The organism is Oceaniovalibus sp. ACAM 378 (assembly GCF_008085915.1).
GTDB lineage: Bacteria > Pseudomonadota > Alphaproteobacteria > Rhodobacterales > Rhodobacteraceae > Oceaniglobus.
This window is the reverse complement of sequence record NZ_VSJK01000007.1, coordinates 87,983-101,060: the sequence shown is the minus strand read 5'-3', so window position 1 is coordinate 101,060 and position 13,078 is coordinate 87,983. Positions and strand designations below refer to the sequence as shown.

Genomic DNA, 13,078 nt, shown 5'->3' with positions numbered 1-13,078 from the left:
GGTCAATTTGTCGTCGGAATTGCCTGTCAGATCCTATCGTAGACAGCGCAGGTCAGAAAGACAGCGCGACGACAGGAGCAAACGCATGACGACCCTTGGAGCAATTCGGATGACCGCAACCGCCTTCTTTGTGCTGGGCCTTGCGGGATGTTCGGGGGGCGGCGGCGGCGCGGATCTACCTGATGCCGCGCTCACTGGCAAAATCGACATGGCGAAACGTGACTCGCTCAATGACAGGTACGAGGCACTGGACTTTGGCTATCACACGACGAAACGCATCGAAGGCCACGCCGTGCGCACGTCTGGCGTCTACACCTTCAACGGCGTCGCTGCGTTGCGTCCTTCCGGCGGGTTCACAGGCGATGGCCGTAGCCCCGTCACCAGCAACCCTGATCTGATTGCCGACATGGCGCTGAATGTCGATTTCGGCAATGATTCGGTGTCAGGCGCAATGTGGAATTTCCACAACGCTGAAGGCGCGCGCGCAGGTGGCAGCGTACAGTTGGTCGGTGTGCAGGACGGCGGAGGGATAACTGCGAACGGCAACGGCACTCTGGATTGGGGCGATCGCCACCAGGTGCTTGACGTGGATTTTGGCGGTGCGGTGCTGGCCGACGAGATCGGAGCGCGGGGAGATATGAATGTCACCTCGACCATCGGAACCGAGATCACGACGATGGACGGTCACGCCACCCTTGAAAGTGATCGCGCGGATCATCCGATTGGATGGTGATCGGCCGGCGGGAGGTGTGCACCGCGCAACGGCAAAACCAGCCGCGCGGCAGTGCGCCCTAGCCCGCGACGAGCCGTGGCAACCATGTGACGATACCGGGAAAGATGAACAGGATCGCAATTGCCACGATCTGCAACAGCACGAAGGGCAGGATCCCCTTGTAGATAGCACTGGTCGGCAGGTCGGCGGGGGCTACCCCGCGCAGATAGAACAGCGCGAAACCAAAGGGCGGGGTCAGGAACGAGGTTTGCAGGTTCACCCCCACCAGAACGCCCAGCCAGACCGGGTCGACATCCAGGGCCAGAAGCACCGGCGCGGTGATCGGAATCACGATGAAGATGATTTCGAACGTGTCCAGGATGAACCCGAGGAAGAACATGATCAGCATCACAACTGCGACCGCGGCAAGTGTTCCGCCGGGCAGGTTGGACAGGAATTCATGCACCAGATTGTCGCCACCCATCATCCGGAACACGACGGAAAAGACCGATGCGCCCAGCAAGATGACGAACACCATGCTGGTGATCGTCGCGGTGGCGATCACGGTTTCCCGCAGGATGGTGAACGACAACCGCCAGCGCAGCGCCGCAAGGATCATCGCACCCACCGCACCGACAGAGGCGGCTTCGGTCGGCGTGGCAATCCCGCCAAGGATCGACCCCAGAACCGCAAGGATCAGCAGCATGGGCGGAACCAGCGCCACAAGGATTTCGCGCAGAAGATCGCCCTTTTCCTCAGGCGGAACCGGCGTGGCAGGGCAGGATGCGGGATCGGTCGCCGCTTTGAACAGCACAAAAATCAGATAGAGCGAGACGAGCAATATCCCGGGCAGCAATGCGCCTGCGAACAGGTCGCCTACGGACACCGGCGAAGGGGCGAAATTGCCCTTGGCCATTTGCACCTGCGAGTTGATGCCCGACAGCATATCGCCCATGAAAATCAGCACCGTCGATGGCGGAATGATCTGGCCAAGCGTGCCACTGGCGCAAATCACCCCGGTGGCCAGTTTGGGATCGTATCCGGCCCGCAACATCGCAGGCAGCGAGATCAGCCCCATCGTCACCACGGTCGCACCGACCACCCCGGTCGAGGCGGCCAGCATCGCGCCGACAAGGATCACCGAAATGCCAAGCCCGCCGCGCATATTGCCGAACATCTTGCCCATGGTCAGCAACAGTTGCTCGGCGATCTGGCTGCGTTCCAGCATCACCCCCATGAAGATGAACAGCGGCACAGCCACCAGCACCTCGTTCGTCATGAAGCCGATATAACGGTTGGGCAGCGCGCCAAAGTTCGACGGATCGAAGACGCCAACCGACAGGCCGACACCGGCAAACAACAACGAGACTCCGGCCAGCGTGAAGGCGACCGGAAAGCCAAGCATCAAAAAGCCGATCACGCCAAAAAACATCAGCGCGGCGAGGATTTCGCCCAGCAGTACAGGATCCATCAAACGGCGCCCTTCGGGGATTTAGATCGAACCTGATCCGGAGAGTATCGCATCGCCTCGGGCACCAGTGACCGGTTATCGGACAGTACCAGAATGGACCGGATGATCATCGCCACACCTTGCAGAGCGATCAGCGCCGCAAAGACGATGATGAAAGATTTAAGAATGAAAAGTCCAGGCATACCACCGACGTTCGCCGAAGCCTCTTTATAGCTCCAGGCGCGCAGTACGAAAGGCATCGAATAGGCGTAAACCACCCAAGTGAATGGCAGCAGGAAGAAAACCACACCAATCAGATCGGACAGTGCCCGCGTTCGCATCCGGGCCGGACGGTAAAAGATGTCGACCCGAACATGATCGTCGCGCATCAGTGCGAAGCCGGCCACGGTGGTGAACATCGCCCCATTCAGCCAGATATAAAGGTCCTGCATCCACAGATAGCTGATCCCAAAGAGATAACGCTGAACGACCACCGTGAAGCACACGACAACGATGCCCAGCGACAGCCAGGCGAATGTCTTGCCGATGATGAGGTTGGCGGCGCATATCGATGCGGCAAATCCGGCCAGAAAACGCACCTTCTCCCCCTTTTTGACCGTTTCTTTGAAGCTTCAATCAAAGTCCGGCGTTCAAAAGTCAAGAATTACATGCGTATTCGGCCTTGCCGCCGCAGCGTTAGCTTCAAATCGGCTGTCAGCAGAGCCGCGCCGTGCACTGCTGACAGGCAACCGATCCAATTACCCAACCCACGATCCAAGGCGGGCGGTCGCGGCCACCGTAGCTAGGCGGTGGCCGGTTGCACGCGCAACTCGGTCAGAACCTCTGCTGCGATCTTGAATGACCGGACCCGTGCCCCATGATCGTGGATCATTCCAGTCACCATAAGTTCGTCCGGCCGATAGGTATCAAGGATCGTTTTGAGCTTTTCGCGTACGGTATTGGACGAGCCTACGGCGGAACAGGACAGCGCCTGCCTGACCTGCGCCATCACCGGCGCTGGAATCTCTTTTTCGACATCGTGGATCGGCCGAGGAAGCTTGCCCGGCTTGCCGGTTCTGAGACGCGCGAAGGCAAGAAGTTGAGAAGACGCCAAAAACGCGGCTTCGGCGTCTGTTTCCGCCGCACATACCCCGGCGGCGATCATCACATGGGGCTTTTTCAACCACTCCGAAGGCCGGAAAGTGCTGCGATAGGCGTCCAGCGCCTGCTCCAGCATGGCCGGAGCGAAATGCGAGGCGAAGGCATAGGGCAGACCCAGATAGGCCGCCAGCTGAGCGCCATAGAGACTGGAGCCCAGAATCCAGACCGGGACATGGGTATCCTCGCCGGGGATGGCGCGCACGGGCGTTCCCTTGGGCGCTTTCCCGAAATAGCTGATCAGTTCCTGCACATCCTGAGGAAAGCTGTCGTCCGGCGCCATGTGACGGCGCAGGGCGCGGGCGGTGGCCATGTCGGTGCCGGGGGCGCGGCCCAGTCCCAGATCGATCCGTCCGGGATAAAGTGTCGCGAGCGTTCCGAATTGTTCAGCGATAACCAGTGGCGCGTGATTGGGAAGCATGATTCCTCCGGCACCAACCCGCATGGATTTGGTCGCGGCGGCCACATGTCCGATCACAATAGAGGTCGCGGCGCTGGCGATGCCGGGCATGTTGTGATGTTCGGCCAGCCAGTAGCGATGATAGCCGGCACTCTCGGCTACACGGGCCAGATCGACCGTATTGGCAAGAGCGTCAGCCGCAGTGCCGCCTTCGGGGATTGGTGACAGATCGAGAAGTGAGAATTGCTGCATGGTCGCCTCCGTTCACCGGTACTTATGCATGGCGGTCCCGCAAACCAAGATCAGCCAGGGCAAAGAGCTTGGGCCATCCATCGTCAAAGCGGGATGTTGCCCCTGTTCCAGATCACCAGAACGGGCCGGAGCTTCAATGAAACGCGCCTCGGGTTGAATGCAAATACCGGTTGTCGTGTTGTCGGACCGCCCCGCCCGAACGCAGCATGTGTTGGATGTGGACCTGCCGGCCGATCGCCCCTTGGATATCCTGTATGCGCCCGAAGTTGGTGAAATGCTGCATCAGTTGCGGGACCAGATGCGCATTGCACAAAACCGCAACGAGGTGGCGTGATGAATGGTTTTGCCAAAGCGCCCCGCAAAACCGGAATGTCGGGGCACTACCAAATCGCGAGACAGACACAGGTGCCGGACCATCCCGGAAGAACAGGCCCGGGCGGAACGCGGACCAATCGCCTAGGTCCAGCGGTCAAGCGCCTGTTCATCGTCGTCACGGGCTGCAACCCAGGTCGCGCCCTGCTTTGTCACTTCTTTTTTCCAGAACGGCGCGCGGGATTTCAGAAAATCCATCAGATATTCCGCCGCTGCAAAGGCATCGGCACGGTGGCGCGCCGCAGTCGCCACCATCATGATGGGCGCGCCGGGTTCCAGCGCACCATAGCGATGGATGACCAGCGCACCGGCCAGTCCCCAGCATCCCGTTGCATGGTCGACCATGGCCTCGATCGCCGGGCCGGTCATCGCCGGATAATGCTCGATCTCCATACGGATCAGCCTGTCATCCGTGTCGCGTACCACGCCGGTGAAACTGACCACCGCGCCCGCGCCATTGACCTTTGAACTGGTCACATTCGCGGAAAAGCGGTTCAGTTCGGCCCCCGCATCAAAGGCCCATTCCTGCAACCGGACGACCATCAGCCGCCCGTCATTGGCGGAAAGAATGCCACCTCGCGCACCCCGGCCAATGGTGCATCGAATCCGACAAGCTCTTGATCCACCGCGACACGCAGCGCCGAAATATCGGCAAAGGCAACGGCATAGCGCTCTTCGCGGGCGATCAGCTCGGCCACCAGATCGGCCACGGTTGCCGCCGCGGTTTCGACTTTTTCGCGTGGCAATCCGATGCGTTCGCGGACCCAAGCGAAATAAACGATGTTTAACATGGGCACTCTCCCGTCTTGGTCGTCATGTCCGCGCCTCGTCACGCAGGTATGGCAGGGCCTTGCGGAAATAATCCCACCCGGTGAGCAGAGTCAGCGCCGCAGCCAGCCACAACCCGATAACGCCGGCCCACCATGTTCCGACCAGACCGTAATATTTCCAAACCAGACCCAGCTCATCCTCGACTGCGCCATCGATGATGTCGACCACGATGTCGGGGTCCATCCCAAAGCTTTGCATGACAAAGAAATGCTCAAAGATCCCCTGCGCAAACAGGATCGACAACGCGACCATCTGCGCCGTCGTCTTCCACTTGGCCAGCTTTGTAACCCGCAGCAACCCCGCCGAGGCACCAAGGAATTCGCGCAGGCCGGAAACAAACACCTCGCGAAACAGGATCATCGTGGCAGGCAGGAGGATCCATGGGTTCATTCCGGAAAACCCGGTGATCACCAGCAAAGCAATGACCACCATCGCCTTGTCTGCGATCGGGTCAAGCATGGCGCCAAACCGGCTTTCCTGCTTCCAGGCGCGGGCAAGATAACCGTCGACCCAATCGGTCAGGGCGGCCGTCACAAACAGCATCAGCGCAAACCAGTCGGCCCAGGGGCGGGTGAAATACAGGAACATCACCGCAACTCCGGGTGCGGCAAGCAGACGGAGAACCGTCAGGATATTCGGAATGTTCCATGTCATGGGACCAGAGATACCGCCTTGGCGCCGCAGTTGGAAGATCGCTTCGTGATCTGGGCGCGAACCGCCTGTTTTTTTCCGTAGACCTCGAAGGGGCGGGCATCATCCGGATGAACTTGGCCAGCCTCTGAGGGGGAGAACTTCGAGATCCGGCATATGCCGTTGTTCCGGGCGCTCGACATGATCGAAAGCGGCGAATCCGCGATGGCATGACGGGGATACTTCAGGCGCTGGCACTCAGTCTGGCGCGGGGCATGGCCCCAGTCCCGTCGGACAAGTGAGAAGCTAAAACCCGTCCGCTTGCCCGGGAAACACATCCCGTCCGATCATCAGCCCCGTTCGTGAAAAAACCCATAGATCGTTTCGGCCAGCGTGGCGGAAATCCCATCCACCGCCATGAGATCCTTGAGGTCGGCGCGCGCCACGGCCTTGGCGCTGCCGAAATGCGACAGCAGCGCGCGTTTGCGGGTGGCCCCTACGCCGGGCACATCGTCGAGCGGCGTGGCACCCACCGCCTTGGCCCGCTTGGCGCGGTGCGCACCGATTGCGAACCGGTGCACCTCGTCCCGCAGACGTTGAATGAAATAAAGCACCGGGTCGTTGTGGCGCAGGGCCATGGGCGATTTGCCGGTGCGGTGGAATTCCTCTTTCCCCAGATCGCGGTCCACGCCTTTGGCGACGCCAACCATGGCGATGTCGCCGACGCCCATCTCTTGCATCACACCGCGCACCGCCGAAACCTGCCCCTGTCCGCCGTCGATCAACAGCAGGTCAGGCCATGCGCCGGATGTGCGTTCAGGGTCTTCCTTCAACAGGCGTGAGAATCGACGGGTCATCACCTCTCGCATCATGCCGAAATCGTCGCCCGGGGTCAGATCGGTGCCCTTGATGTTGAACTTTCGGTACTGGTTCTTGATCAGCCCTTCGGGACCGGCGACGATCATCCCGCCCACTGCATTGGTGCCCTGTATGTGGCTGTTGTCGTAAACCTCGATCCGTTTCGGCGGTTCGGGCAGGTCAAACGCCTCGGCCAGCCCGGCCAAAAGCCGGGTTTGGGTCGCGCTTTCGGCCATCTTGCGCGCCAGACTTTCGCGGGCGTTGCGCAGGGCGCCCTGCACCAGATCGGCCTTTTCGCCGCGCTGTGGGACCGAGATCTCTACCCGTTTGCCCAGCTTTTCCGCCAAAGCCGCCGCCATCAGATCGGGTTCTTCGATCGCATCCGACAGCAGCAGCAGCGGCGGTGGTTCGCGGTCGGCATAGAACTGTCCGACGAAGCCCTCCATCACCTCGGTCGGACCGGCGCCCAGTCCTGTGCGGGGGTAATAATCGTGGTTGCCCCAGTTTTGATGAGCGCGGATGAAAAATACCTGAACACAGGCCTGGCCCTGATCCATATGCAGCGCAATCACGTCAGCCTCGGCCACGCCTTGCGGGTTGATGCCCTGTCCGGCCTGCACCTGAGTCAGCGCGCGGATCCGGTCGCGCAGGGCGGCGGCGCGTTCAAACTCCGTCGCCGCGCTGGCCTCGTCCATTTCCCGCGCAAGTTCGGACTGAACCTTTGTGGTTTTTCCTTGCAGGAACTGTTCGGCATCCCTGACCAATGCGCCGTATTCCCCCCGGTCTACATATCCGACACAGGGCGCAGAACAGCGTTTGATCTGATATTGCAGACAGGGGCGCGTGCGGGATTCAAACACCGAATCCGTGCAGTTGCGCAGCAGGAACACCCGTTGCAACTGAGTCAGCGTGCGGGTCACCGCCCCCGCCGAGGCGAAGGGGCCATAATAGCTGCCCTTTTCCTTTTTCGCGCCCCGGTGTTTCTTGATCATCGGAAAGTCGTGATCGCCGGTCACAAGGATGTTCGGGAACGACTTGTCATCCCGCAGCAGCACGTTGAATTTGGGCTTCAACTGCTTGATCAGGTTCTGTTCCAGCAACAGCGCCTCGGTTTCCGTCCTTGTGGTCAGAAACATCATCGACGCGGTGGCGCCGATCATCCGGTCAATGCGCGCACTATGGCCGTTCGGATTGGCATAGTTGCTGACGCGCTTTTTCAGGTTGCGTGCCTTGCCGACGTACAGGACCGCACCCCGCGCATCGAGCATCCGGTACACACCCGGCGAGTTGTCGAGCGTCCTGAGATATCCGGCGATACAAGCGTGGCCGGTCGGTGGCGTATCAGGCTGGGGGGGGGCGGGCTGGGTCATGTGCAGAACTTCGTGATTCCCGCCCGCGTCTGCAATAGCCGCCGGTCGTACGCAACACCTGTTGTGTCCACTGAATCTGTGGATAAGTCTGCGGACAACCTTGGGTCATGTCGAAATTCCCCTTGGTTTCGGCAGGTTTCATCGGGTTGCCTGTTTTTTGGGCGCATCGGTAATTTGCTGTTTTTCATCAATAAATCTTCACACCACTGCAAACGACTGAAAACTCTCACAGAATCTTAACGGCTGCGAGATTCGCGTCTTGCCAGTGTACAACTGACGCCGGGGAAGTCTGTGCAAGGGTTACTTGAGGCCCTGAACATCGGCGGTTTCCCACGCCAGATGCTCACCGCCATCAACACACAGAAGCTGTCCGGTGACCCCCGGCGCATCCAGGAAATATCCAAGCGCCGCAGTGATGTCGTCCGGGTTCGCGCCCCGTTTCAGGATGGTCGTGGCGCGCTGATCGGCAAACTGCTTGGCGGTTTGTTCGCTCGCCTTGAGTGTTGGCCCCGGCCCGATGGCATTGACACGCACCCGGGGCGCAAGAGCCTGAGCGGCGGTGCGGGTGAACGCCCACAGGCCCATCTTGGCGATGGTATAGCTCATGAATTCCGGTGTGAGATTGCGCACCCGCTGATCGATCATGTTGATCACCAACCCCCGCGCCACCGGTTCGTCTGCGTCGTCCCGCAACGGCTCAGGCACAATCCGTGCCATGGCTTGAGTCAGGACAAAGGGCGCGCGCAGGTTGCTGCCCAGATGCCTGTCCCAGCTTTCGCGCGTCGCCGTCGCGATATCGTCATGTTCGAACACCGAGGCATTGTTGACCAGGACATTCAGCGGCCCACCCAAAGCCGCGACCGCAGCAGGGATCAGCGCGAATGTCGCGCCTTCGTCCAGCAGATCTGCCTGCAGCGCGACCGCCTGACGCCCCAATGCGCGGATTTCATCCACCACTGACGCGGCAGCATCAGCCGATTCATGGTAATGCACCGCCACGTCGAATCCGCGACCGGCCAGAAACAGCGCCATGGCGCTGCCCAGCCGTCTGCCGCCACCGGTAACAAGGGCGCGTTTGCCGATCATGAAACCCTCCGCCTACCAGATGACCAGTAGAAGATAGACAAGATAAAGCGCGGTAAATCCGATGCCCCACCGCCGCCCCATCCGCCAACGCAGAAAGACAAAGGGCGCAAGCACCAGCCCAGACGCCAGCATCACCCACAGATCAAAGCTCAGGAACCGGGCCTCGACCGGGATCGGGCCGACCAGCGCGGCAATCCCCATGATCCCCAACAGGTTGAACATGTTCGATCCGATGACGTTTCCCATGGCCACATCCGCCTGCCGCCGGATCGCCGCCATCACCGTCGTCGCCAGCTCGGGCAGCGACGTGCCAATCGCAACCAGCGTCAGCCCGATCACGGTTTCGCTGACGCCATACCGCCGCGCGATGGCGGTTGAGGCATCAACCAGCAGATCAGCGCCCAGCGGCAGCCCGATCAGGCCCAGCACCAGAAACATGCTGATCTTCCACCAACGCATGGACGGATCGGCGCCTTCCACTTCTTCCGCGTCCTGACCGGCGCGGCGGTGCGCCAAGGCATCGCGAAGCTGATCGCCCAGCATCACCAGCATCCCCGCCAGCAGGATCAGACCGTGCCACCAGGTCAGCGGCCCGGCAAAGCACAGCGCAATGAACAGCGCCGATGCGCCAAGCATCATCAGATAGCTTTTGCGCGTGTCCGAGCCGGTCATGTGGATGACCGAAATCATCGCCGGAATTCCCAGCACAAGGAGTACATTGGCGGTGTTCGACCCCACTACGTTACCCAGCGCGATGCCAGGCGACCCCAAGCGGATCGCATTGATCGACACCAGCAGTTCCGGGGCTGACGTCCCAAAGGCCACGATGGTCAGAGACACGATCAGCGCCGGAACACCCAGCCGCAGCGACATGTTCACCGCACCCCGGACCAACGCATCACCGGCCAATACCAGAATCAGCAGGCCGAGACCCGCCATCATCAAATCCATCTCAGCCCCTTGTTCCGCCGCGCGGTCCGGCACCGCAGTCACACGGACCCTTGCCGATCCGGTATCGCCCGCAACCCTTGCATTTCATTGATTTCAGTCGTGCCTGTCCGGGAAACCGCAGTTTGCCGAACATCGCGAGTACCACAATGCAGATCAGGAAAAGACTGACAACTTTGATCATGCGCCTACAGCCCGAACCGGGCGAAGGCGGTGCGTTCTGCGACCGAGGCCATAACCGCCTCGCTCATCGCCAGACCGAACCGCGACAGGAACGGACGACGCTGTTGATGAACGGCAAAGCGCACCTTGTCGCCGAACAACTGTTTCATCTTTGGCACCAGATGGGCGATCCCGTCGATCAGCCCCACATCCTGCGCGCCCTGTCCGACCCAGATATCCCCGGTAAATAGATCGCGGTCGGTGGCGAGCTTTGCGCCCCGGCGTGATTTCACCTGTGCAATGAACGTGGCATGAATCGCATCGTGCAGGCTGCGCAGACGGGCGATATCTTCGGGCTTTTCAGGCTGGAACGGGTCCAGCATGCTTTTCGACTGACCTGCCGTATAGACCCGCCGGTCAATCCCGTGACGCTCGATAAAGCGGTCCAGTCCGAACCCGGCTGAAATCACCCCGACAGAACCGACGATCGAGGTTTCATCCGCCCAGATGTGATCTGCTGCCGTGGCCAGCCAGTAACCGCCCGAAGCGGCGACATCTTCGACAAAGGCGTGGACTGGCACGTTCTTTTCCGCCGACAGCCGCCGGATGCGCGCCGCGATCAGAGAGGATTGCACAGGGCTGCCGCCGGGTGAATTGATCGACAGGGCCACTGCCTTGGGCTTGCCCTTGGCAAATGCCTTTTCGATCATTCCGGCCAGCCCGGCATCGTTCAGCACCGTGCCGCGCGCGCCGCTGGCAATCACGCCATGCAGACGCAGGACCGCAACAACGGGGGTGTTCTTCGTGAAAGGAATGAAACGCGCCATACCAATCATGTAGAGTGGCCGGAGGCCGGCAACAAGGCGTGCTGTCGGTGCTGCGGCTCAGTGTTGCGGCTTGGCACGCCGGATCACTTGCGCAACCGGTATCCCGTATGGAAAATCCAGCCGATCACGGCGACACATGCAAGGGTGAAAGCGGCGATGGCCAGCAGGCTCCAGCCCAAGGCGACTTCGGCAGAACCGAAGAACGACCAGCGAAATCCCGACACCAGATAGACGACGGGATTGAACATCGCCACGGTCTGCCATCCGGCGGGCAGCATCGAAATCGAATAGAACGATCCGCCAAGAAACACCAAAGGCGTGACAATCAGCAGCGGCACCAGTTGCAACTGTTCGAAATTCTTCGCCCAGATGCCGATGATAAAGCCGAACAGACTGAATGACAGGCAGGTCATCACGAGAAACGCCAGCATCCAGAACGGGTGTTGAACCGAGATGTCGACGAACAGGAACGAGGTGAACAGGATGATCACCCCAATGATCAGCGATTTTGTCGCCGCTGCCAGAACATACCCCGCGGTGATCTCGATGAACGACGCAGGCGCCGACAGCAGTTCATAGATCGTGCCGATGAATTTCGGCATATAGATGCCGAAACTGGCGTTGGACACCGATTGCACCAGGACCGACAGCATGATCAGCCCGGGCACGATGAACGCGCCATAGCTGATACCTTCGACAGTATCGATGCGCGACCCGATGGCGGCACCGAAGACGACAAAATACAGCGACGTGGACAGAACCGGTGACACCACCGATTGCAGCAGCGTTCGAAAGGTGCGCGTCATCTCAAAAATATAAATCGCGCGGACTGCGTTCAGGTTCATCATGCGTCCTTTCGCACCAGATCGACGAATATGTCTTCTAGGCTGCTTTGCCGCGTCTGCACGTCGCGCAGCACCATGCCGGCGGCGGAAAGATCGGACAGCAATTTGGTGATCCCCGTCCGTTCGCCCCGCGTGTCATAGGAAAAGATCAGCGTGCCTTCGGGGCCCATCTCAAGAGAGTGACGATGCAGCGCTTCCGGCACTTCGGTCACCGGGACCTGTAATTCAATCACCATCTGTTTCTGCCCCATACGTTGCATCAGCGCGGCCTTTTCTTCGACCAGCAGGATTTCTCCGTGGGCGATGATGGCGACGCGGTCGGCAATTGCTTCGGCCTCTTCGATGTAGTGGGTCGTCAGGATAATCGTAACGCCGTCGCGCTTCAGCCCGTCGACCACGCGCCACATGTCCTTGCGCAGCTCCACATCCACCCCGGCGCTGGGTTCATCCAGAAACAGTACCCGAGGTTCGTGAGACAGCGCCTTGGCGATCAGGACCCGGCGTTTCATGCCGCCGGACAGTTCGTTGATGCGGCTGTCTTTCTTGTCCCACAGAGACAGTTGGCGCAGCACCTTTTCGATATGTGCCTCGTCCTTGGGAAAGCCGAACAACCCGCGGGAAAACCGAACGGTGTTGATGACCTTTTCAAACGGCTCAAGACTGATTTCCTGCGGCACCAAACCGATCAGGCGGCGCGCGGCGCGATAATCGCGCAGCGTGTCGTGACCGCCGACGCTGATTTTCCCTGCGGACGCGTTGGCGATGCCACAGATGATCGAGATCAAAGTGGTCTTGCCTGCGCCGTTCGGCCCGAGCAGGGCAAGAATTTCACCCTCGCGGATGTTCAGCGAGACGGCTTTCAGGGCCTCGAAGCCGTTGTCATAGGATTTTCGCACCCCATCGACGATGACGATGTCGTTCATGTCATGTCCTTTCGCGTTGCTGCCTGATGACAGATTGCGCCCGCCAGAATCAAGGGCGGATCATAGGGCAAAGGCGCACTGCCGCCCCTGCGCTGGCGCGCCCTTCGGGTTTTGGCCGGGGCGTCCGTGTCTGAAGCCAGATCCGGGCAGCGAATAGCTCATAGACCACGCGGCCATAATGCCGTCGGTTTGGTTGCCATCGAACGCCTGATCCCAGTCATGTCCCCGTTTCTGCCCAGCGGCTTGAAACCGAA

General features: G+C 60.3%; 15 protein-coding genes. 2 read left to right on the top strand and 13 right to left on the bottom strand.

All coding sequences use genetic code 11. The features are described from left to right. The first annotated feature begins 85 nt into the window (after positions 1 to 85). Positions 86 to 733 carry a hypothetical protein gene (locus FQ320_RS10830; protein WP_148472093.1) on the top strand — a complete coding sequence of 216 codons (648 nt, stop codon included), beginning with the start codon at positions 86 to 88 and terminating at the stop codon, positions 731 to 733. Between the two features lie 58 nt (positions 734 to 791). On the opposite strand, the gene FQ320_RS10825 is transcribed toward FQ320_RS10830, so the two are convergent. The 3 genes from FQ320_RS10825 to FQ320_RS10815 all read right to left on the bottom strand — a co-directional run bounded on the left by FQ320_RS10825 (position 792) and on the right by FQ320_RS10815 (position 3,972). Beyond that, positions 792 to 2,183: a TRAP transporter large permease subunit gene (locus tag FQ320_RS10825; protein ID WP_148472091.1), complete on the bottom strand. Its 1,392-nt coding sequence runs from the start codon at positions 2,181 to 2,183 to the stop codon at positions 792 to 794. Next, on the bottom strand, positions 2,183 to 2,761 hold the full coding sequence (locus FQ320_RS10820; RefSeq protein WP_148472089.1) for a TRAP transporter small permease subunit: 579 nt from the start codon (positions 2,759 to 2,761) through the stop codon (positions 2,183 to 2,185). The genes FQ320_RS10825 and FQ320_RS10820 overlap by 1 nt, the downstream gene beginning before the upstream one ends. 203 nt (positions 2,762 to 2,964) lie before the next feature. Beyond that, a complete protein-coding gene (locus tag FQ320_RS10815; protein WP_148472087.1) occupies positions 2,965 to 3,972 on the bottom strand; it encodes an LLM class flavin-dependent oxidoreductase in 1,008 nt (335 codons plus the stop codon). 211 nt (positions 3,973 to 4,183) lie between these two features. Here FQ320_RS10815 and FQ320_RS10810 point away from each other — a divergent pair, with 211 nt between their 5' ends. Beyond that, positions 4,184 to 4,306, top strand: a complete 123-nt coding sequence (locus FQ320_RS10810) for a hypothetical protein (RefSeq protein WP_370513050.1) — start codon at positions 4,184 to 4,186, stop codon at positions 4,304 to 4,306. Positions 4,307 to 4,428: 122 nt separating this feature from the next. Here the strand turns inward: FQ320_RS10810 and FQ320_RS10805 are convergent, their stop codons facing one another. The 10 genes from FQ320_RS10805 to FQ320_RS10760 form a co-directional block, all read right to left on the bottom strand. After that, positions 4,429 to 4,887 (bottom strand): molybdenum cofactor biosynthesis protein MoaE, encoded by a 459-nt coding sequence (locus FQ320_RS10805; RefSeq protein WP_148472085.1) that lies wholly within the window; start codon positions 4,885 to 4,887, stop codon positions 4,429 to 4,431. After that, positions 4,887 to 5,135 (bottom strand): molybdopterin converting factor subunit 1, encoded by a 249-nt coding sequence (gene moaD, locus FQ320_RS10800; protein WP_148472083.1) that lies wholly within the window; start codon positions 5,133 to 5,135, stop codon positions 4,887 to 4,889. The genes FQ320_RS10805 and moaD overlap by 1 nt, the downstream gene beginning before the upstream one ends. 22 nt (positions 5,136 to 5,157) lie before the next feature. Beyond that, the gene (gene pgsA, locus FQ320_RS10795) at positions 5,158 to 5,829 is read right to left on the bottom strand and encodes a CDP-diacylglycerol--glycerol-3-phosphate 3-phosphatidyltransferase (RefSeq protein ID WP_148472081.1); all 672 of its coding nucleotides are present in this window, start codon (positions 5,827 to 5,829) and stop codon (positions 5,158 to 5,160) included. A gap of 326 nt (positions 5,830 to 6,155) precedes the next feature. Further along, positions 6,156 to 8,033: an excinuclease ABC subunit UvrC gene (gene uvrC / locus FQ320_RS10790; protein WP_148472079.1), complete on the bottom strand. Its 1,878-nt coding sequence runs from the start codon at positions 8,031 to 8,033 to the stop codon at positions 6,156 to 6,158. A gap of 300 nt (positions 8,034 to 8,333) precedes the next feature. Further along, positions 8,334 to 9,119, bottom strand: coding sequence for an SDR family oxidoreductase (locus tag FQ320_RS10785; RefSeq protein WP_148472077.1), 786 nt, complete (start codon positions 9,117 to 9,119; stop codon positions 8,334 to 8,336). A 12-nt stretch (positions 9,120 to 9,131) separates the two neighbouring features. Then, on the bottom strand, positions 9,132 to 10,070 hold the full coding sequence (locus FQ320_RS10780; protein WP_148472075.1) for a calcium/sodium antiporter: 939 nt from the start codon (positions 10,068 to 10,070) through the stop codon (positions 9,132 to 9,134). 1 nt (position 10,071) lies between these two features. Next, on the bottom strand, positions 10,072 to 10,251 hold the full coding sequence (locus tag FQ320_RS26405; protein ID WP_148472073.1) for a hypothetical protein: 180 nt from the start codon (positions 10,249 to 10,251) through the stop codon (positions 10,072 to 10,074). Positions 10,252 to 10,255: 4 nt separating this feature from the next. Further along, complete coding sequence (locus tag FQ320_RS10770; RefSeq protein ID WP_148472071.1) at positions 10,256 to 11,056, bottom strand: S49 family peptidase; 801 nt, start codon at positions 11,054 to 11,056, stop codon at positions 10,256 to 10,258. Between the two features lie 83 nt (positions 11,057 to 11,139). Next, entirely contained in the window at positions 11,140 to 11,901 is a 762-nt protein-coding gene (locus tag FQ320_RS10765) for an ABC transporter permease (RefSeq protein WP_148472069.1), read from the bottom strand. After that, positions 11,901 to 12,824: an ABC transporter ATP-binding protein gene (locus FQ320_RS10760; protein ID WP_148472067.1), complete on the bottom strand. Its 924-nt coding sequence runs from the start codon at positions 12,822 to 12,824 to the stop codon at positions 11,901 to 11,903. Before FQ320_RS10760 ends, FQ320_RS10765 begins: the two co-directional genes overlap by 1 nt. Positions 12,825 to 13,078: the final 254 nt, after the last annotated feature.

What these genes read in the sequence shown, in the direction of transcription:
- FQ320_RS10830 (WP_148472093.1), top strand. Translation starts at nt 86, where the DNA reads ATGACGACCCTTGGAGCAATTCGGATGACCGCAACCGCCTTCTTTGTG.
- FQ320_RS10825 (WP_148472091.1), bottom strand. Translation starts at nt 2,183, where the DNA reads ATGGATCCTGTACTGCTGGGCGAAATCCTCGCCGCGCTGATGTTTTTT.
- FQ320_RS10815 (WP_148472087.1), bottom strand. Translation starts at nt 3,972, where the DNA reads ATGCAGCAATTCTCACTTCTCGATCTGTCACCAATCCCCGAAGGCGGC.
- FQ320_RS10805 (WP_148472085.1), bottom strand. Translation starts at nt 4,887, where the DNA reads ATGGTCGTCCGGTTGCAGGAATGGGCCTTTGATGCGGGGGCCGAACTG.
- moaD (WP_148472083.1), bottom strand. Translation starts at nt 5,135, where the DNA reads ATGTTAAACATCGTTTATTTCGCTTGGGTCCGCGAACGCATCGGATTG.
- pgsA (WP_148472081.1), bottom strand. Translation starts at nt 5,829, where the DNA reads ATGACATGGAACATTCCGAATATCCTGACGGTTCTCCGTCTGCTTGCC.
- uvrC (WP_148472079.1), bottom strand. Translation starts at nt 8,033, where the DNA reads ATGACCCAGCCCGCCCCCCCCCAGCCTGATACGCCACCGACCGGCCAC.
- FQ320_RS10785 (WP_148472077.1), bottom strand. Translation starts at nt 9,119, where the DNA reads ATGATCGGCAAACGCGCCCTTGTTACCGGTGGCGGCAGACGGCTGGGC.
- FQ320_RS10780 (WP_148472075.1), bottom strand. Translation starts at nt 10,070, where the DNA reads ATGGATTTGATGATGGCGGGTCTCGGCCTGCTGATTCTGGTATTGGCC.
- FQ320_RS26405 (WP_148472073.1), bottom strand. Translation starts at nt 10,251, where the DNA reads ATGATCAAAGTTGTCAGTCTTTTCCTGATCTGCATTGTGGTACTCGCG.
- FQ320_RS10770 (WP_148472071.1), bottom strand. Translation starts at nt 11,056, where the DNA reads ATGGCGCGTTTCATTCCTTTCACGAAGAACACCCCCGTTGTTGCGGTC.
- FQ320_RS10765 (WP_148472069.1), bottom strand. Translation starts at nt 11,901, where the DNA reads ATGAACCTGAACGCAGTCCGCGCGATTTATATTTTTGAGATGACGCGC.
- FQ320_RS10760 (WP_148472067.1), bottom strand. Translation starts at nt 12,824, where the DNA reads ATGAACGACATCGTCATCGTCGATGGGGTGCGAAAATCCTATGACAAC.